The 19,196-nt window shown below is 73.2% G+C and carries 18 protein-coding genes; 13 read left to right on the plus strand and 5 right to left on the minus strand.

Annotated features, from left to right (window positions below; translation table 11 throughout):
* The first annotated feature begins 2 nt into the window (after positions 1-2).
* The 11 genes from ACFO60_RS11830 (at position 3) to ACFO60_RS11880 (ending at position 11,443) form a co-directional block, all read left to right on the plus strand.
* On the plus strand, positions 3-1,310 hold the full coding sequence (locus ACFO60_RS11830; RefSeq protein WP_380840071.1) for a CpaF family protein: 1,308 nt from the start codon (positions 3-5) through the stop codon (positions 1,308-1,310).
* On the plus strand, positions 1,310-2,224 hold the full coding sequence (locus tag ACFO60_RS11835) for a type II secretion system F family protein (protein ID WP_380840303.1): 915 nt from the start codon (positions 1,310-1,312) through the stop codon (positions 2,222-2,224). Before ACFO60_RS11830 ends, ACFO60_RS11835 begins: the two co-directional genes overlap by 1 nt.
* A complete protein-coding gene (locus ACFO60_RS11840; protein WP_380840072.1) occupies positions 2,217-3,143 on the plus strand; it encodes a type II secretion system F family protein in 927 nt (308 codons plus the stop codon). The genes ACFO60_RS11835 and ACFO60_RS11840 overlap by 8 nt, the downstream gene beginning before the upstream one ends.
* Positions 3,144-3,383, plus strand: coding sequence for a hypothetical protein (locus tag ACFO60_RS11845; RefSeq protein WP_380840073.1), 240 nt, complete (start codon positions 3,144-3,146; stop codon positions 3,381-3,383). It begins immediately after the preceding gene.
* Positions 3,384-3,450: 67 nt separating this feature from the next.
* Complete coding sequence (locus ACFO60_RS11850; protein WP_380840074.1) at positions 3,451-3,867, plus strand: TadE family protein; 417 nt, start codon at positions 3,451-3,453, stop codon at positions 3,865-3,867.
* On the plus strand, positions 3,864-4,409 hold the full coding sequence (locus tag ACFO60_RS11855) for a pilus assembly protein TadG-related protein (RefSeq protein ID WP_380840075.1): 546 nt from the start codon (positions 3,864-3,866) through the stop codon (positions 4,407-4,409). The genes ACFO60_RS11850 and ACFO60_RS11855 overlap by 4 nt, the downstream gene beginning before the upstream one ends.
* A gap of 1 nt (position 4,410) precedes the next feature.
* Entirely contained in the window at positions 4,411-7,650 is a 3,240-nt protein-coding gene (locus ACFO60_RS11860) for a BTAD domain-containing putative transcriptional regulator (RefSeq protein ID WP_380840076.1), read from the plus strand.
* A 159-nt stretch (positions 7,651-7,809) separates the two neighbouring features.
* A complete protein-coding gene (locus ACFO60_RS11865; protein WP_380840077.1) occupies positions 7,810-8,505 on the plus strand; it encodes a hypothetical protein in 696 nt (231 codons plus the stop codon).
* Entirely contained in the window at positions 8,502-9,446 is a 945-nt protein-coding gene (locus tag ACFO60_RS11870; protein WP_380840078.1) for a hypothetical protein, read from the plus strand. The genes ACFO60_RS11865 and ACFO60_RS11870 overlap by 4 nt, the downstream gene beginning before the upstream one ends.
* 85 nt (positions 9,447-9,531) lie before the next feature.
* On the plus strand, positions 9,532-10,680 hold the full coding sequence (locus ACFO60_RS11875; protein WP_380840079.1) for a serine hydrolase domain-containing protein: 1,149 nt from the start codon (positions 9,532-9,534) through the stop codon (positions 10,678-10,680).
* 97 nt (positions 10,681-10,777) lie between these two features.
* Positions 10,778-11,443, plus strand: a complete 666-nt coding sequence (locus tag ACFO60_RS11880) for an MOSC domain-containing protein (protein ID WP_380840080.1) — start codon at positions 10,778-10,780, stop codon at positions 11,441-11,443.
* A gap of 56 nt (positions 11,444-11,499) precedes the next feature.
* Here the strand turns inward: ACFO60_RS11880 and ACFO60_RS11885 are convergent, their stop codons facing one another.
* The 5 genes from ACFO60_RS11885 to ACFO60_RS11905 all read right to left on the minus strand — a co-directional run bounded on the left by ACFO60_RS11885 (position 11,500) and on the right by ACFO60_RS11905 (position 16,603).
* The gene (locus ACFO60_RS11885) at positions 11,500-12,006 is read right to left on the minus strand and encodes a methylated-DNA--[protein]-cysteine S-methyltransferase (protein WP_380840081.1); all 507 of its coding nucleotides are present in this window, start codon (positions 12,004-12,006) and stop codon (positions 11,500-11,502) included.
* 65 nt (positions 12,007-12,071) lie between these two features.
* Positions 12,072-13,619 carry a DNA-3-methyladenine glycosylase 2 family protein gene (locus ACFO60_RS11890; protein WP_380840082.1) on the minus strand — a complete coding sequence of 516 codons (1,548 nt, stop codon included), beginning with the start codon at positions 13,617-13,619 and terminating at the stop codon, positions 12,072-12,074.
* A gap of 127 nt (positions 13,620-13,746) precedes the next feature.
* Positions 13,747-14,688 (minus strand): NYN domain-containing protein, encoded by a 942-nt coding sequence (locus ACFO60_RS11895; protein WP_380840083.1) that lies wholly within the window; start codon positions 14,686-14,688, stop codon positions 13,747-13,749.
* A gap of 103 nt (positions 14,689-14,791) precedes the next feature.
* On the minus strand, positions 14,792-14,995 hold the full coding sequence (locus ACFO60_RS11900; RefSeq protein ID WP_380840084.1) for an acyl-CoA carboxylase subunit epsilon: 204 nt from the start codon (positions 14,993-14,995) through the stop codon (positions 14,792-14,794).
* A 9-nt stretch (positions 14,996-15,004) separates the two neighbouring features.
* Complete coding sequence (locus ACFO60_RS11905; RefSeq protein WP_380840086.1) at positions 15,005-16,603, minus strand: acyl-CoA carboxylase subunit beta; 1,599 nt, start codon at positions 16,601-16,603, stop codon at positions 15,005-15,007.
* 136 nt (positions 16,604-16,739) lie between these two features.
* Here ACFO60_RS11905 and ACFO60_RS11910 point away from each other — a divergent pair, with 136 nt between their 5' ends.
* Entirely contained in the window at positions 16,740-17,585 is an 846-nt protein-coding gene (locus ACFO60_RS11910) for an ABC transporter ATP-binding protein (RefSeq protein WP_380840087.1), read from the plus strand.
* Positions 17,561-19,117 (plus strand): hypothetical protein, encoded by a 1,557-nt coding sequence (locus ACFO60_RS11915; RefSeq protein WP_380840088.1) that lies wholly within the window; start codon positions 17,561-17,563, stop codon positions 19,115-19,117. The genes ACFO60_RS11910 and ACFO60_RS11915 overlap by 25 nt, the downstream gene beginning before the upstream one ends.
* Positions 19,118-19,196: the final 79 nt, after the last annotated feature.

Below are 19,196 nucleotides of genomic sequence, written 5' to 3' on the forward strand. Positions count from 1 at the left end.
CGATGAGCACCGACCACTCGCTGGTGAAGCGCTTCCGGCAGGAGGTGGGGGACCGGCTGGCGCACCAGAGGCGGCTCGACCAGGCGAGCGGCCTGACCCCGATGTCGGGGGAGGACGAGCGCCAGTTCGCGCGGGCGCTGATCTCCCAGGTGCTCGAAGAGCACGCCCGCAACGAGATCGGCTCAGGGCGCACGCCTCCGACCGCCGAGGAGGAAGAGGCGCTGGCGGCGGGCATCCACGCCGCGCTGTTCGGCGTCGGCCGGCTCCAGCCGCTGCTGGACGACCCCGAGGTCGAGAACATCGACGTCAACGGCTGCGACCGGGTCTTCGTCGGGTACGCCGACGGGCAGGAGCTCGTCCACGACCCGGTGGCCGACTCCGACGAAGAGCTGATCGAGCTGATCCAGATCCTCGCCGCCTACAGCGGCCTGTCGAGCCGCGCGTTCGACACCGCGAACCCCCAGCTCGACCTGCGCCTGCCCGACGGCTCCCGGCTGTCGGCCGTCATGGACGTCACGGTGCGGCCCGCGGTGTCGATCCGCCGCGCCCGCCTCGGCAAGGTCTTCCTCAGCGACCTGGTGGGCAACGGCACCCTGACCCCCGAGCTGGGCCGGTTCCTGTCGGCGGCCGTCGCGGCCAGGAAGAACATCATGATCGCCGGCTCGACGAACGCCGGGAAGACCACGCTGCTGCGGGCGCTGGCCAACGAGATCCCGCCGCACGAGCGCCTGATCACGGTCGAGCGGGCGCTTGAGCTCGGGCTCGACCAGTTCCCCGAGCTGCACCCCAACGTCGTCGCCTTCGAGCATCGCCTGCCGAACTCCGAGGGCCAGGGCGAGATCACGATGGCCGAGCTGGTGCGGCGGTCGCTCCGCATGAACCCGAGCCGGGTGATCGTCGGCGAGGTGCTGGGCGACGAGATCGTCACGATGCTGAACGCCATGACCCAGGGCAACGACGGGTCGCTGTCGACCATCCACGCCAACTCCTCGATGGAGGTCTTCAACCGCATCTCCACCTACGCGCTCCAGGCCGTGGAGCGCCTGCCGATCGAGGCGACGCACATGCTGATCGCGGGCGCCATCGACTTCGTGATCTTCATCGAGAAGCGCAACGACTACCACCGGGGCGGCCGGCTGCGGCGGTTCGTCGCGAGCGTCCGCGAGGTCGCCGGCGTCGACGGGCGCGTGCTGTCCTCGGAGGTCTTCGCGCCGGGGCCGGACGGGTACGCCGTGCCGCACGCGCCGATCGCCTGCATCGACGACCTGGCCGAGTACGGCTACGACCCGACCATCGGAGCGTGGTCGTGATGGCGCTGCCCGCCGGGCTGTTCGACCCGCTGGCGATCCTCGCGGGCGCGGCGGCCGGCGGCGGCCTGTTCCTGTTCGGCCTGGCGATCTACGGGCTGCGCCCGGCGCCGGCGACGCCCGACCGCACCGCCCACCGCCGCGAACTGCTGCGCCGGCTGTCCACGCGGTCGGCGGTCGCGACCGTCACCGGCGGCCTGGTGCTGATCATCACGAGGTGGCCGGTCATGGCGGCCGGGGCCGTGCTGCTCGTGCTGGCCTGGCGCGGCCTGACCGGCGGGGCGGCCGAAGAACGGGCGGCCATGACCCGCCTCGAAGGGCTGGCCGCCTGGACCGAGTCGCTCAGGGACACCATCGCGGGCGCGGCGGGCCTGGAGCAGGCGATCCCCTCCTCGATCAGGGCGGCGGCGCCGACGCTGCGGCCCCATCTGCGGGCGATGGTCGACCGCCTGCACACCCGCATGCCGCTGCCCGACGCGCTGCGGCTGTTCGCCGACGAGCTGAACGACCCGTCCGCCGACCTGGTCATCGCGGCGCTCATCCTCAACGCCCGGCTGCGCGGCCCCGGCCTGCGCGAGGTGCTCGGCGCGCTGGCGGTGTCCGCGCGCGAAGAGCTGGACATGCGCCGCCGCGTCGAGGCCGAGCGCCGGTCGACGCGCCGCAGCGTGCAGATCGTCGTGGGCACGGCCGTCGCCTTCGCGGCCGCGCTGGTGATCTTCAACCCCTCCTACGTCGCCGAGTACGACTCCCTGCTCGGCCAGGCCGTCCTGGTGATCGTCGCCGGGCTGTTCGGCGCGGGCTTCGCGTGGATGCGGCGGCTCGCCCGGTTCGACAAGCCCGCCCGGCTCCTCGGGCCGGCCACGGGCGCCCCGTTGGAGCGCGAGCCGGTGACAGGGGGTGTGAGCGTCCATGGTTGAGAACGTGCTGGTGGGAGCGGTGCTGGGCCTTGGGGTGTTCCTGCTGGTCAGGGCGCTGTTCCCGCCGAGGCCGGGGCTCGTGGCCCGCCTGCTCGCGCTCGACTCGGCCCGCGAGGTCGACGACGCGTCGCGGCTGCGCCTGATCAACCCCGACGAGGAGGTCAGCGCGTTGCGCCGCGAGGTCGGCGCGCGGCTCGCCCAGCTGTACGCGGCGCGGGGCTGGGAGGTCCGCTCCACCCGGGCCGACCTCGCGCTGCTCGGCAGGTCGTTCGAGGGCTATCTGGCCACCAAGATGCTGCTCGCGGTGTCCGGCCTGCTGGCGTTCCCGATCTTGGCGGGCTGGCTGACCCTGATGGAGCTGGGCGTCCCGCTCCAGGTGCCGCTGTGGGCGGCGCTGATCGTGGCACTGGTCTTCTTCTTCCTCCCCGACCTGCAGATCCGCAGGGACGCCGCCGTGCGCCGCCGCGACTTCCGGCATGCCGTGGGCGCCTTCCTCGACCTGGTCGCCATGAACCTCGCCGGCGGCAGGGGTGTGCCCGAGGCGCTGCTGATGGCCGTGTCGGTCGGCGAGGGCGGCGATTCGCGCAACTGGGCGATGGCCCGCATCCGCGAGGCACTGGCCAACGCCAGGATCATCGGCATCACCCCCTGGCAGGCGCTCGGCCGCCTCGGCGACGAGATCAACGTCGACGAGCTGCGCGACCTGTCGGCGGCGCTCGGCCTGGTCGCCGACGACGGCGCCAAGGTCCGCGCCTCGCTCACCGCCCGGGCGGCGACCATGCGCCGGCGCGAGCTGGCCGAGGTCGAGGGCCAGGCGGGGGAGCGTTCACAGTCCATGCTGGTCGCCCAGCTCCTGCTCTGCGCCGGCTTCGTGATCTTTCTCAGTTATCCGGCAGCGATGAAGATGTTGGGGTCATAGATGTTCACACCACCGTGGTTCACCTACCTGATCGCCGTACTCCACGTGCGTCTCGACCGAGCCAGGAACGCTCCCTCACGCGGAGCCTCCGCCGTCGAATGGGTGATCATCACCGCCATCATCGCCGGCGTGGCCCTCGGCCTGGCCACGCTGATCAGGACGCTGGTCACGCAGAAGCAGGCCGAGATCCAGAGCAACTTCGGCGGTGGGGGCGGCGGTACCGGAAAGCCGCCATCGTGATCATCATCCCGCGCGGCGTCACGGCGCGCGGGCCGGCGAGGGGCGTGAGCCGGTGCGGCGGCCCGTGGTGAGCGGAGCCCCGGCGCGCGCGTCCCGGCACGGGCGCGACCGGGGGTCGATGGCGGTCGAGACGGTGATGCTGGCCCCCGTCTTCCTGCTGTTCCTGATGTTCCTGGTCGGCGCGGGCCGCGTCGTCGAGGCGCAGGGCGAGGTCAACGGCGCGGCCAGGGACGCCGCGCGCGCCGCGTCCGTCCAGCGCACGCTGGCCGCGGCCGAGGGCGCCGCCCGCGACGCCGCCCGGTCGGCGCTGCGGGGGCAGTGCGCACCCGTCGTCAGCCTCTCGGGCAGCGACTGGCGCGAGGGCGGCACCGTGCGCGCCGGTGTGAGCTGCGAGCTCAAGCTCGACTTCCTCGGGTTCGGCGCGGCCAGGCAGATGAAGGGCGACTCGGTGGTGCCCTTGGAGCAGTTCAGGAGGGTCGAATGATCCGGGGTCGCGGCGACGCGAGCCGCCCCGCCCGCGGCCGTCCCGGCCGTGGCCGGGTGACCTTGGGGCGCGCCGCCCGGGCGCGCGCCGGCGGCCGGGAGGGAGGCGTCCGGCTCCGGGGAGACCGCGGGTCCATGTCGGTGTTCGTGGTGATCTTCTCGGTGGTGGTGTTCCTGCTGGCGGGCCTGCTCGTGGACGGCGGCGCGGCGATCAACGCCCGGTTGCGGGCGTCCGACGTCGCCGAGCAGGCGGCGCGGGCCGCGGCCGACCAGATCGACGTCGAGAACCTGCGCACCACCGGCCAGGTGCGCCTGCTCGGGGACGAGCGGGTCGTCTGCGGCCGGGCACGGGAGATCGTCGACGCGCACGACGGTGACGAGATCAAGCTCACCCGGTGCGGCGTCGCCGCGGGGCAGGCCGCCGTGACGGTCGCCGTGAGCGCCCGGTGGGAGGCCATGTTCCTCGCGGCCTTCGGATTCGCAGGTTCCGACATGTCCGGCACCGCCACCGCGGGCCCCGACCCCGGCGACCAGGAGGGATAGCATGACCGCGTCACGCAGACCCCCGGCGCGCCCGCCGTACCGGCCGGCGGCGGCGCCGGTCCAGCGCATCCGGCCGCGGCGCACGTTCGGCGACGTCATCGCCGGCGTCGCCGCGCTCCTGGCGCTCGCCGCGCTCATGGGCGGCGTCCCCTACGCCCTGCTCCGCCTGGCCGGCCCGCCGCTGCCCGCGGACCTGCTCAACGGCGACCTGCTGACCCGGCAGATCAGCACCACCACGGCCGTCGCCATCCTGGTCCTGCTGGTGTGGCTCACCTGGTTCCAGCTCGTCATCTGCGTGGTCGTGGAGGTCTACTCCGGCATCCGCCGCATCGGCATGCCCGCGCGGGTCCCCCTGTCGGGCGGGCCGCAGGCCCTGGCGAACCGGCTGGTCTCCACCGCGCTGATGCTGTTCACCGTGTCGGCCGCCGCGATCCCGATCGCCGGCCTCGGCTCCGTCGCGCCGCCGGCCCGTCCCACGGTGGTGGCGGCGGCCCTGAGCTCCCCCATGCACGAGACCGGGACCGCGGTGGGGTCCGCGCTGGAAGAGGTCCGCCAGGTCAAGAAGGTCTACGTGGTCCAGCCGCCGCACGGCCGCCACCACGAGAGCCTGTGGGAGATCGCCGACAAGTGCCTGGGGGACGGGCGCAGGTATCCCGAGATCTACCGGCTCAACCAGCACAGGCCGCAGCCCGACGGCACCCGCCTGAAGATGGCCGACCTGATCAGGCCCGGCTGGGTGCTCGACATGCCGGACGACGCCAGGAACGTCCATGTCGTCCCGGTGGACGAGCCGCGGGAGACCACACTCAAGAGGCACCCGGGCGAGCCGGCCGAGCTGGACGGCCGCACCCAGTTCGTGCCCTCCGCCTCCGGCGTGGAGGGCGGGAGCGCCAAGGACGAGGGCGGGGCCGGGCGGAGCACCGGCGTGACACGGCATCCGCGGCCGGCCACGGGAACCGCGGAGGAGACGCGCGGGAAGTCCGGCGCCCTCCAGAAGGGAGACCGCACGGCGAGGCCCGGCGGTGACGGCGCGCCGGGGACGTCCGGCCGCGACGGCGCCGGTGGGCTCGGGACGTCCGGCCGTGAAAGCACAGGAGAGCCGGGGACGTCCGGCGTCGGAGGCGCCGGCGAGCGGGCGGGAGCCGGCGGCGCGGAGAGCCGGGGAAGCGGGCCCGGCGAGTCGGGAGGCCATGGCGACGGCGCCGGTGAGACGGGCGGCCGTGGCGACGGCGCCGGCGAGACGGGGGCGAAGCAGGGACGCACCGGCGTGGGCCTGCCCTCGGCGGGGCTGCCCGAGCGCACCTACCACCTCCCGCCGCCGGCGAAGGCGCCCACCGTCTCGGCCAAGGCGCCGAGGACGGCCGTCTCGCCGGTGGGCGAGGCGCCCGAGAGCCGCGACCACGGCGGCGGCCTGGACCTGCTGGAGTACCTCGCCGGCGGGTCGCTGGCCGCGGCCGGGCTGCTGGCCGCGCTCGGCCGGCGCCGTCGCGAGCAGCTCTGGAACCGCGCCTTCGGCCACCGCATCCCCCGGCCGCGCGGCGACGCCGCCGGCGCGGAGGTCGCGCTGCGCCTCGGCTCCGACGCCCCCGGCAGCCGCATGCTCGACTACGGGCTGCGCCTGCTCGGCAAGCTGCTGGCCGAGCAGGGCCGCGTCCCGCCGACCATCTATGCGGTGCACCTGTCCTCCCGCGGGCTCGACCTGTGGATCCACCCGCCCGAGCCGGACGCGCCCGAGCCGTGGGAGTCGCACGACGGCGGCCGCACCTGGCGGCTGCTCGCCCACGAGGGCCGCGCGATCGACGACCACGCCCTCGCGGACGTGCCCGCGCCGTACCCTGGCCTGGTCTCGCTCGGGGTGACCGAGACGGGCCGCGTCCTGATCGACCTCGAGTCCGCGCAGGGCGTGATCGCCGTCACCGGGCACCGGGTGCGCGACGCCCTGTCCGCGCTCGCCGTCGAGTTGGCCACCAACCGCTGGTCCGACCAGATGCGCATCACGCTGGTCGGCTTCGGCGCCGACCTTGCCATGATCGCCCCGCACCGCGTCCGGGTCGCCGGCAGCCTGGCCGAGGCGCTGCCCGAGCTGGAGGCCAGGGCGGAGGCGTCCGCGGTCGCCGGCGGCCAGGTGCTGACCGGCCGGATCCACGGGCGGGCCACCGACCCCGCCTGGCCTCCGCACTACCTGCTGTCGGCGATCGCGCCCGACCCCGACGAGGCCCGCCGCCTGGCCATGCTCGGCCGCGCCGGCACCCGCACGGCCGCCGGGTACGTCATCGCCGGGGACATCCCGCACGCCACGTGGAACTGGGAGGTCACCGGCGACGGCAAGGCCAAGATCGCGGCGCTCGGCGTCACGGTGGTCGCCCAGCTGCTGCCCCGCCGGCACTACGACGCGGTCATCGAGCTCTTCCGCACCGCCGAGCGCAGGGAAGGCGAACCGGTGCGCGAGGAGGAGGCGGCCCGCGAGTTCACCACCACGCCGTCGGTCAACGTGCGCGTCCTAGGGCCGATCGAGATCGGGCCGGTGCCGCCGCTGGAGGAGGGCCGGGCCGAGCTGGCGTGCGAGATGGTCGTCTACCTCGCCACCCACCCGGCCGGCGTGCATCCCGTAGTGCTGGGCGGCATCCTGTGGCCGCGCGGAGTGCAGGCCGTCGTCCGCGACGCGACGATCGCCCGGGTGGCCGACTGGCTCGGCACCGACAGCGAGGGCAGGCCGAACCTGCGCACCGACGACACCGGGCGGCTGCGGCTCGGCCCCGAGGTGCGGTCCGACTGGCAGCTGTTCCGCGAGCTCGTCCGCCGTTCCCACAATGACCCAGGCGCGCGCGCCGTGCTGCTGGAGAAGGCCCTCGGCCTGGTCCGCGGCCCGTTGCTCAACGGCAGGCCGCGCGGACGGTACGCCTGGCTGGCGGCCGACGAGCTCGAGTACGAGGTGACGGCGAGCGTGGCCGACGCCGCCCACCGGCTCTGCGAGGTGCGGCTGGCGCACGGCGACCCCGAGGCGGCCGTGGCCGCGGTGCGGGCCGGGCTGCTGCTCGCCGCCGACGACGAAGGGCTCTGGCGCGACCTCCTTCGGGCCGCGCACGCCACCGGCGACCCGCTCAAACTGCGCGCGGTCGTGGACGGGCTGCACCGCCGCGCCTCCTCCCATCCGTACGGCGGCGGGATGGCGCCCGAGACCGAGTCGCTGATCGACGAGCTGCTGCCGAGCTGGCGGCTGCACTCGATGCCGTCGGCCTGACAAGCAGGTCACAGCAGGTCGCGAGAATCCAGACCGGATGAGAGAACAGAGGTCGCGGTGGTTGGTCGTCTGACCGGATACGGGCGGGGTTCGAGTGACTCATGCCGATACGCGCATAACGGTGGTCCGGCCGTCCGGCGCGTGGTTAGCGTCGGCGGCATGCGGATGCGGACCGCCCTGGCCGCCGTCACCCTGGGCGGAAGCTGCCTGCTGGGCGCCGGTTGCGCGGACGCCGGCGCCGAGCGCCCGTTCACCCCCGGCGGCGCGGCGTCGTCCGGCGCTCTCACCGGCACGTCCGCCGTCGCCCAGACGCCCGGCCCCGGCGGCGCCCCCGGGGTGCTGTCGACGCCATGGGCCGAGACCGTCGAGGTCACCCCCGGCATGACCGTGTCGATCGAGTGGCCGGCCGGGCTCGACGCCGAGCAGCAGGCCATGGTCAAGGCCTTCACCGACGGCTATGTCGGGTCGTGGAAGGCCGTGGTCACCCAGGGAGAGGACCACACCTACCTCGCCGGCGTCGAGGACCAGGCCAGTCGCGACGCCTACACCTGGGTGCGCGGCTTCGTGGACCGGCGCGAGTCCGCCACCGGGGCGGCCAAACTGTACGCCGTCCGCGTCGCGTCGGTCACCGGGCGCGGCGCCGAGATCGACGCCTGCGTCGACGAGTCGGGCGTGCGGGTCACCGACGCCGTCGGCGGCCGGCCCCTGGCCCGCCAGCCGGCCTGGACCCGCCCGCCCGCCGCCGTCTACCTCCAGGTCGCCGCCGTGCGCAAGAGCGACGACGGAGACTGGCGGATCAAGACGTACATGCATGCCTCCTATCCCCATCAGCGTGCGAAGGAGTGCCGCCGATGAGATCACTGCTGTCGTACGTGCTGACCGCCGCCCTGTTCACCGCGCCGGTGCCCGACCCCGGCGGCCCGATGGGCGAGGGGTACCAGAACGACCGCACGAGCGGCGTCATCCTGCGCAACTCCAAGATCGTGCTGAGCGGCAACGGGCTCGGCGCCAAGAGCGACGGCTACCGCGTCAAGCGTCCCTGCTGGTACGAGCCCGGGGACGACGCCGACTCCATGCTGAACCGGCAGCAGGACCAGGACGTCCGGCAGTTCTGGTTCCACACCCACCCCGACGGCACCGAGCAGGACTTCGACACCTTCCTCAAGCAGTACAAGGACAAGGTCGGCGAGAACGGCCGCTGGTGGGTGCCCGCCTACAACGCCGCCGACCCCGACGGGCTCTCGTGCTGGACGGCGCTCGAAGGAGCCGTCTGGGTGCCCGAGGGAGGCGCCCCGCCGGGCGGGATCACCCTGGAGGAGCTCTACCAGCTGGCCCGTGCCGCGCTCACCGTCCCCGAGCCGCGCGTCGAGCTGAGCCCGGACGTCAAGAGCTACGTGAACCTCCCCACCTGGGTCTGGCTCGAAGGCACCGGCGAGACCAGCCGCTCGGTGACGGCCGAGATCCCGGGCGTCATGTCGGCCACCGTGACCGCCACCCTGTCCCGCGTCGAGATCAAGTCGGGAGCCCCCGCCGGGCGGGCCGAGGTCAAGCAGGACTGCGGCGCGACCGGTCACCCCTACGTGAAGGGCGGCGCCTTCCGCTGCGGCGTGCGCTACCTGCGCGCCTCCGTCGACCAGCCGCGCAAGGTGTACGTCATGTCCGTGACCACCGTCTGGCCGGTCACGGGCGGGGGCGGCGTGGGCTTCGCCTTCCAGCCGGTCCAGGCCACGGCCACCCGGGACGTCCCCGTCGGCGAGGTGCAGACCACCGTCCGCGACGGCGCCGGCGACTCCTGACCGGCGCCGCGCCGGTCAGGAGGGCGCGGGTTCGCGTTCGGCCGCTCCACTTACGGTGCGACCGCATATTTGAGAGGGTCGACCGATGACGACTCTGCACGGCCTGTTGAAGACGTGCGCCGGCGACGGAACGGTGCCCGGAGCGGTGGGCCTGGTGGCCCGGGGCGAGGAGGTCGAGAGCGAGGCCGCCGGCTTCGCCGACGTCGAGGGCACCTCCCCGATGACCAGGGACACGATCTTCCGCATCGCCTCGGTCACCAAGCCCATCGTCGCCGCGGCGGTCATGATGCTGGTCGACGAAGGGCGCATCGCCCTGGACAGCCCGGTCGCGCAGTGGTTGCCGGAGCTGGCGTCACCTTCCGTTGTCCGGACGCCCGACGGCCCCATCGACGACGTGGTCCCGGCCGCCCGGCCGATCACCGTGGAAGACCTGCTCACCTTCCGCGCCGGGTACGGATTCCCGTCCGACTTCTCGCTGCCGGCGGTCGCGCCGTTGTTCGGCGAGCTGAAGCAGGGGCCGCCGCAGCCGCAGGCCGTCGCGGAGCCGGACGAGTGGATGGCGACGCTGGGCCGCATCCCGATGCTGCGCCAGCCGGGGGACGCCTGGCTGTACAACACCTGCTCGGACATCCAGGGCGTGCTCATCGCCAGGGTCGCGGAGCGGCCGTTGCCCGAGTTCCTCGCCGAGCGGCTGTTCGAGCCGCTCGGTATGGCCGACACCGGATTCCAGCTGCCCGCGGGCGGGCTCGACCGGCTCGCCGGCTACTACCGCCCCGATCCCGATGGCGGACTGGAGCGGCTCGACGTCACCGGCGAGGAGTGGAGCACCCTGCCCCCGTTCCCGTCCGGGGGCGGAGGGCTGGTCTCGACCGCCGGCGACCTGCTGTCCTTCGCCCGGATGCTGCTCGCCGAGGGGACCGCCGGCGGCCGCCGGCTGTTGTCCCGGGCGTCGGTGCGGCAGATGACCACCGACCATCTGACGCCGTCCCAGCGCGAGGCCGCCACGCTGTTCCTGGAGGGGCAGGGCTGGGGCTTCGGCGGCTCGGTCGACGTCCAGGCCATCGCCCCCTGGAACGTCCCGGGACGCTACGGCTGGGTCGGCGGCACCGGGACGGCGGCGCACATCATCCCGTCCACCGGCACGGTCACCATCCTGCTCACCCAGGTGGCGATGACCGGACCGACGCCGCCTCCCGTGATGCGCGACTTCTGGCGCTGGTCGGCCGGCGCCTGACTCCGGTCGCGGCGTCCGGCGCCCCGGGTCCTCCCGCCGGACACGGCGAAGCGAAAAAGGGTCGTCGAAGGCGACGGGCGCACGTACCGTGGCCGATATGAGACTGCTGTCGGTCAATGTCGGCAAGCCGCGGCCCAACCCGTGGAAGGAGAGCGGCTCGACGGGCATCGACAAGCGGCCCGTCGAGGGACCCGTCTCAGTGCGCGATCCCGGCCCCAAGGGCACCGGCGCCGTCGGCCTCGCCGGTGACCGCGTCCACGACGTCGCGCACCACGGCGGGTCCGACCAGGCCGTGTACGCCTACGCCCGTGAGGATCTCGACCGCTGGGAGGCCGAGCTGGGCAGGCCGCTGGCCAACGGGGTCTTCGGCGAGAACCTCACCATCGCCGGCCTCGACGTCAACGGCGCCCTGATCGGCGAGCGCTGGCGCATCGGGTCCCAGGTGGTGCTGGAGGTGTCCTGCCCGCGCATCCCCTGCTCGACGTTCCAGGGATGGCTGGAGCAGGAAGGATGGATCAATCGGTTCACCGAGGCCGCGTCGCCCGGCGCGTACCTGCGGGTGGTCGAGCCGGGTGACATCCGGGCCGGGGACGCGGTCGAGATCGCCCACCGGCCCGGCCATGACGTCACCGTCGCCGTCGCCTTCCGCGCGCTGACCCGCGAACCCGAGTTGCTGCCTCGCCTGGCCGCCGCCGCCGAGGCCCTGCCCGAAGGGATCCGGCAGAAGATCCGCCGCCGGATCGAGGGCGCGGACGCGCCGTGACAGCGCCTCACAGGGCCTTTTCGTGATCGAGGGCGCCGATGCGCCGTGACGTCGCCTCACAAGGCCTTTTCGTGGTGGAGGAGCCACTGCTTGACCGGGCTGCCGTAGTAGTAGCCGCCGAAGCCGCCCACGGAGGGCAGCACCCGGTGGCAGGGGACGAACGGCGCGATGAGGTTCTGCGCGCAGGCGGATCCGGCGGCCCGCGCCGCCGTCCTCGGGAGCCCGGCGCGCTCGGCCAGTTCTGCGTACCTCACCGTCGTGCCCGCCGGCACCGCGCGCAGCGCGGTCAGCAGGCGCTGCCTGGTCGGCGTGCCCGGCTGCTCCACTTCCACGGTGTCCAGGGCGAACAGATCGCCGTCCAGGTAGTCGCGCACGGCCTGGGCCGGCTTGCCCAGGTCGTCGACGGTGCGCAGCGGGAGCGCCTTGAGCGTGACGGCCAGGCGCGCGTGCATCTCACCGGGGTCGGCGGTGAACCCGGCCGCGACCAGCACACCCTCGTGCACCAGGAGCGACAGCGGTCCGGTCGGCGTGGGCAGTACCTGAGCATCGATGGTCGAAGTCATGAGATCTCCTTGTATATGGCATGTTGAGCGCTGACGAGCCGGTCTGGACGCACCCGGGGTGGGCGTCACTCCGAACTCCAGAGGTGCATGGCGGCGTACGCCCGCCAGGGCCGCCATCGCTCGATGTCGTCTTCGGGGATGTCGAGCGCCCGCATGGCCCTTCGCAGGCCGAGATCGCCGGCGGGCCAGGCGTCGGGGTCGCGCAGCGCCCGCATCACGATGTAGCCGCTGGTCCACGGGCCGATGCCCGGAATCGCCATCAGCCGTCCGGCCGCCTCGGCCGGATCGGCGCCCGCGTCCAGGTCCAGCTCACCGGCGGCCACCTGTTCGGCGAGCGTCTTCAGCGTCGCCGTTCTCCGTCCGGTGAGCCCGAGACCGGACAGATCGGCCTCGGCCAGCCGCTCCGCGGTCGGGAACACCAGGAACGGCTTCCCACCGCCCTTCGCGCCATCCCCGTCACCCCGCCGGTCAGGTTCGGCCGCCCTGGCGGGCTCGGCGGGCTGGACGGGGTCGGCGGGCTGGAGGGAATCGGCCGGCCTGGCGGCGGCGCCGGCGCGGGCGGCGATGCGGCCGAGCAGCGTCCTGGCCCCGGCCACGGAGATCTGCTGGCCCACCACCGCGCGCACCGCCAGCTCGAAGCCGTCGAACGCGCCCGGCACCCGCAGCCCCGGCCTGTCCGAGACGAGAGGCCGCAGCGCGGTCGCGCCCAGCGCGTCGGCGATCGCGGCCGGGTCGGCGTCCAGGTCCAGCAGCCGGCGGCAGCGCGAGACGATCTTCGCCAGGTGGCGGGTGTCGTCCAGGGTCACCGACAGACTGACGTGCCCGGCCGCCGGAGTGAGCTCGATCATCCCGCCGGGGACCGCGCGGCGGTAACCGCCCGGGCCGGCCTCCTCGACCCCGGGGATCGCCCGGGCGGCCAGGAACCCGAACAGCGTCTCGGCGTCATAGGGAGCACGGTGGTTCAGCCGCAGCGTGAGCGCGGCCGGCGCGCCCGGGGCGCAGGGCCCCGGCCTCGCGATGCCGCGACCGGCGGCGCCGGGCCCCGAGGAGGTGCGCAGCTCGCCGGGCACGAAGCCGTACGCCTCCTTCATGGTCGCGTTGAACTGGCGCACGCTGCCGAACCCCGCCGCGAAGGCGACGTCGGTGATCGGCAGCGGGGTCTCGGTCAGCAACTGCTTGGCCAGCAGCAGCCGCCGCGTCCGCGCCACCGCCAGCGGACCCGCGCCGAGCTGGGCGGTGAACAGGCGCAGCAGATGGCGCTCGGTCACGTGCAGTCGCTGAGCCAGCCCCGCCACGCCGGACTCGTCGGCCACCCCGTCGTCGATCAGCCGCAGGGCCCGTCCCACCAGGTCGGCGGGGACGTCCCAGCCGGGGTCGCCGGGGCTGAGCTCGGGCCGGCATCGCCGGCACGGGCGGAACCCGGCCGCCTCGGCCGCCGCGGCGTGCCGGTAGAAGCGGACGTTGCGCCGGGCGGGGGTGCGGGCCGGGCAGATGGGGCGGCAGTAGATGCCGGTGGAGGTGACGGCTGTGTAGAACCGCCCGTCGAACCTCGTGTCCCGGGCGCTCGCCGCCCGGTAGCAGGAGTCGAAGTCGAGGGTCTGGTGTGGGGTCACAGATCGAGGCTATGCCCTGCTAGCGGCGAGCCACTGGCGGAAATCGGACCCAGCCGTGGCGCGCGTCCCGACGTGGGGCCCGGTGCCGGGGGTGTCGGTCGCGTGAAGGTGCCCCGGCACCGGGCGGTCATTTGGTGGAGATGCCGACCCCGAGATCGAACTCCCGGTAGACGCGGGCCCAGAAGCCGTCGCGGAGCCACACCCGGGCCTCGGGATAGGGGCGCAGGGAGTGGCCCAGCTCCTTCTCGGCCTCGATGAGCAGTTCGGTGTCGATGACCGTCGGCAGGAGCGGTCCGGGGAGCAGGTCGCGGATGTTGTCGCGGCCCCGGGTGAGGATCCACTTCTGCGCGACGTGCTCGCCGACCTCCTCGACCCTCGGACGGCTCGGCCCGAGCTTGGTGACCTGGCCGGGTTGCTTGACGGGCTTGGCCATCGCGGTGCGCCCGGCGAACACCTGGGCGGGCGAGGGCGGCGACGGCGCGGCGGCCGGCACGACCTGGGCGGAGCGGCTGAAGTAGGGGCGCAGGAATTCGGCGGTCAGTTCCTCGACCGTGTCGGACTCCCAGACGAGGCGCTCGGCCTGGTTGGTGCCGTACGGCGGCTCGACCCCCCACAGGTGGATGCGCACGCCGAACGTCTGGGCGGCCTCGACGGCGGGCACCATGTCCTCGTCCCCGGCGATCAGCACGGTGTCGCTGACCGCGTGGTGGCGGGCGAGGGCCTCGAGGTCGCTGCGGATCTGCGCGTCCACGCCCTTCTGCTGGCCGCGGGCGTTGAGGTTGCCCAGGCGCACCTTGACCCAGGGCAGCTGCGCGATCACCCGCTGGTCGACCGTCGGCACCCGGTCACGGGCGGCGTCGTACCAGTAGACCCGCAGCAGTTCGCCGGGGATGCGCTCCATGGCGTGCTTCTTGAGAGCCTGGATGAGCTCGTCGGCCGCCACGCGATATTCCTTGCGCTCCTTGGCCCCCAGGATGACCTCGCCCGCCGCAGCGTAGAGATAGCCGACGTCCACGAGGACGGCGTATTTCGCCGCCACGGGATGCGGTGTGAGGTCCGGGATTGCCATGCTCTCCTCCAGGCCTCGGTCCTAGGCGATGATCGGCTGACTATATTCCCCCATTTCTAGATAGTCCCAACTCTTAGCGCGCTTGACACCCACTTCCAAAGATCTAATGAGGCCGTGAGCTTGCCCGCCACGCTCCTGGCCCCGTAGGGAAGGCCCTTCTCATCTGATGTGCTGGGCTACGCCATAGTTCGCGGCTTCGGACAGGTCGGGAGGGATTTGGCGCCCTTGTCGCGACGGCGATGACGAGCGCGGCCACCTCCTCCGGAGTGGCGCCGCCGTGAATGATCCTCAGATAGGGCTGATCCATGGACGCCTCCTACAGGGGGATGTTGCCGTGCTTCTTCGGCGGCAGGGTCTGGCGCTTGTTGCGCAGCGCGCGCAGCGCCCTGACGACGCGCACCCGGGTGTCGGCGGGCCTGATCACCGCGTCGACGTACCCCCGCTCGGCCGCCAGGTACGGGTTGGCCAGTGTGTCCTCGTACTGCGTGATCAGGCGCGCGCGCTCGGCCTCCGGATCGTCGGCCGCGGCCAGCTCGCGACGGTAGAGGATGTTCACCGCGCCCTGGGCGCCCATGACCGCGATCTGGGCCGTCGGCCAGGCCAGGTTGACGTCCGCCCCGAGGTGCTTGGACCCCATGACGTCGTACGCGCCGCCGTACGCCTTGCGGGTGATCACCGTCACGAGCGGCACGGTGGCCTCGGCGTAGGCGTAGAGCAGCTTGGCGCCGCGCCGGATGATCCCGTTCCATTCCTGGTCGGTACCCGGCAGGAACCCCGGAACGTCGACAAAAGTCAGGACGGGAATATTAAAGGCATCGCAAGTGCGGACGAATCGCGCGGCCTTTTCCGAAGCGGCGATGTCGAGCGTGCCCGCGAAGCTCATCGGCTGGTTGGCCACGACCCCCACCGACTGCCCTTCGACCCGCCCGAAGCCGACGAGGATGTTCGGCGCGAACCCGGCGTGGATCTCCAGGAACTCGCCGTCGTCCAGCACGTGCTCGATCACCTGGTGCATGTCGTACGGCTGGTTCGCCGAGTCGGGGATGAGCGCGTCCAGCTCGCGGTCGGCGTCGGTGACGGCCAGGTCGGCGGGGGAGTCGAACAGCGGCGCCTCGTCCATGTTGTTGGACGGCAGGTACGACAGCAGCGTCCGGGCGAACTCCAGGCAGTCGTTCTCGTCGGCCGCCTCATAGTGGGCGACCCCCGACCTGGAGTTGTGGGTGTGCGCTCCGCCGAGCTCCTCGAAGGTGACCTCCTCGCCGGTCACCGTCTTGATGACGTCAGGCCCCGTGATGAACATGTGCGACTTCTCGCGCACCATGAGCACGAAGTCGGTCAGCGCGGGGGAGTACACCGCGCCGCCGGCGCACGGCCCCATGATGAGCGAGATCTGCGGGATCACGCCGGAGGCGTGCACGTTGCGCTTGAAGATCTCGGCGTACAGGCCGAGCGCGACCACGCCCTCCTGGATGCGGGCGCCGCCGGAGTCGTTGATGCCGACGACCGGGCACCCGGTCTTCACCGCGTGGTCCATGACCTTGACGATCTTCTCGCCGAAGACCTCGCCGAGCGAGCCGCCGAACACCGTGAAGTCCTGGGCGAAGACCGCCACGGGACGGCCCGCCACAGTGCCGTGCCCGGTCACCACCCCGTCGCCGTACGGGCGCTCGGCCTCCATGCCGAAGGCGGACGCCCGGTGGCGGGCCAGTTCGTCGAATTCCACGAACGAACCCTCGTCGAGGAAGGCGACCAGCCGCTCGCGCGCGGTCATCTTGCCCTTGGCGTGCTGCTTCTCGACGGCGCGGGCCGACCCGGCGTGGGCGGCCTCGTCGAGACGTCGCTCGAGGTCGGCGATCTTTCCCGCGGTGGTGTGCAGTTCCACCGCATCGACGTGCGGAACCGGGTCAGCGCTCATGTGCGTAGGTTAGTCCTCTCCCTCGCGGTCCTGGTCAACCGGAGCCTGATTCTCCTGCGGCGCCGGCCGAGGGGAGGCGGAGGATTCCTGGCGGTTGATCCCGAGGCGGAGCATTCCGCGCGGTTAGAGTGGCACCATGACCCACTTCGCCGCCGGGGACGGCGCGCCCGCCTCCGCGGGGCAGGCCGGACGCGCCGAGGCGGTCCGCACGCGGGGGCTGTTCAAGCGGTTCGGGCAGCAGGTGGCGGTGGCCGGAGTCGATCTGGTGGTGCCGCGCGGCAGCTTCGCCGGCCTGGTCGGCCCGAACGGCGCGGGCAAGACCACGACGCTCAGCATGATCACCGGTCTGCTCCGGCCCGACGCGGGCTCCGCCGAGGTCGGCGGGGTGAACGTGTGGCGCGACCCCGTTGTGATCAAGGCCCAGATCGGCGTGCTCCCCGAAGGGCTGCGGCTGTTCGAGCGGCTGTCGGGACGCGAGCTACTGATGTACAACGGGCAGCTCAGGGGCATTCCGAAGGACGAGGTCGCCCGGCGCGCCGAAGAGCTGCTCAAGGTCATGGACCTGACCGGCTCGGCCGACAAGCTCGTCGTGGACTACTCCACGGGCATGCGCAAGAAGATCGGCCTGGCCGCCGCGCTGCTGCACAACCCCGCGGTGCTCTTCCTGGACGAGCCGTTCGAGGGAGTCGACCCGATCAGCGCGAACACGCTGGTCGAGGTCCTGCAGCGCTACACCGCCTCGGGGTCCACGGTCGTGTTCTCCAGCCACGTGATGGAGCTGGTCGAGCGGCTGTGCGACTGGGTGTCGGTGATGAACCTCGGCCGCATCGTCGCCCAGGGCCCGATCGGCGAGGTCCGCGGCGGCCAGACCCTCAACGAGGCCCTGCTCCACCTGGTCGGCGCCAGGGAGAACGGCGAGGAGGGCCTGGCGTGGCTCGGCTCCGGGGAGGAGCCCACATGGCGTGGCTCTTCGTCCGGCTGAAACTGCGGCTGATCGCCGGCAACCTGCGCGGCGACGCCATGCGGCAGGTCGGTTTCATCCTCACGCTCATCGGGGCGGCGACGGCGGCGTGCGGCGGTCTCGCGCTGACCGGCCTGCTGAGGCTGGCGCCGCCCGACATCGCCACGGACGTGGGCATGGTGCTGTTCACCCTGCTCGCGCTGATGTGGGTGGTCGGCCCGCTGCTCGTCTTCGGGGTCGACGAGACGCTCGACCCGGCGCGGCTGGCGCTGTTCCCGCTGACCGCCCGCCAGATGGCCACCGGCATGTTCGCCGCCTCGGTCACCGGGCCCTGGCCGCTGGCCACCCTGTTCACGCTCCTCGGCGCCGTCGTGGGCCTGGCGCGCGGCGTCTCGGGGGTGCTGATCGGCCTCGTGGCGGTGGTCCTGCAGCTCGCGTTCTGCCTGGTGGCCTCCCGGGCCGTCACGACGGCGCTGTCGCGCGTCCTGCGCACCCGGCGCGGCCGTGACCTGCTCGCCGTCGGCGCCGTCTTCGTCATCCTGCTGACCCAGGTGCCGAATCTCCTGCTCAACCGGGGCATCGGCGCCGCGCCGCGCGAGCTGCTGGCGAGCCTGGCCGGCGTGGTGCGGTGGGGGCCGCCCGCGATGGCCGCCCACGCCATCGCCGACGGCTCGCTCGCCGGGCTGGCCGAGATCGCGGCCGTGGGCGTCGTGGTGCTCGTCCTCGCCGTCGTGTGGATCGCCGTGCTGCGCAGGACGATGGCCGGCTCCGACTCCTCCACCGAGGTCGGCTCGGTGCGCCGCAGCCGCTTCGACGGCCTGCTCCCCGCGGGCCCGCTCGGCGCCGTCGTCTCCAAGGAACTGAAGTACCTGCGCCGCGAGCCTCGGGGGCGCATGGGATGGATGGCCGCGGTGGGGATCTCCGCGGTGCTGATGTTCTCCCTGAGCGGCGACTCGAACAGCATGGCGGGCCCGGCTCTGGCCGTCGCCCCGGCGTGCATCGGCGCGCTCATGATCGGGCTGCAGGGCGCCAACGCCTTCGGCATCGACGGCCGGGCCATGTGGATGAACCTGATCGTGTACTCCTCCCCGCGCGACCTGCGCACCGACTTCGCGGGGCGGCAGCTGGCCGTCTCGCTCGCCGCGGCCCCGCTGCTCGCCGTGCTGTCGATCGCCGGGGCGGTGATCGCCGGGCGTCCGGTCTGGGCCCTGCCCGCGCTGCTCGCCTCCCTCGGACTGCTGCAGATCGCGCTCGGCGTGGGCGCGGTGACCAGTGTGGTCCTGCCCTACACCTATCCAGAGCGGCTCAACGCCTTCACCAGCGCCGCCCCGGGCCAGGGCGGGGTGGCCTTCGCCGGGTCGTTCGGCGCGATGCTCGGCACGAGCGCGCTGTCGGCGCCGGTGGTGGTGCCGGTGCTGTTCGGGCTGACCTGGGTGTCCTTGCTGGTCGTGCCGTACGGCCTGGCGGTGGGCCTCGGGGGCCGGCGGCTGGCCGCGACCATCGGATACGCCCGCTTCCCCGAGCTTCTCGCCGCCGTCTCGCGGCCCTCCTGACATCCCCGCCGGCGTCGCACCTCCCGCCGGCGTCACCCTCTCGCCGGCGTCGGCCGTTCGGCGTCCGCCGCCCCTTCGC

This window comes from Sphaerisporangium dianthi (assembly GCF_042654065.1).
Lineage (GTDB): Bacteria > Actinomycetota > Actinomycetes > Streptosporangiales > Streptosporangiaceae > Sphaerisporangium > Sphaerisporangium dianthi.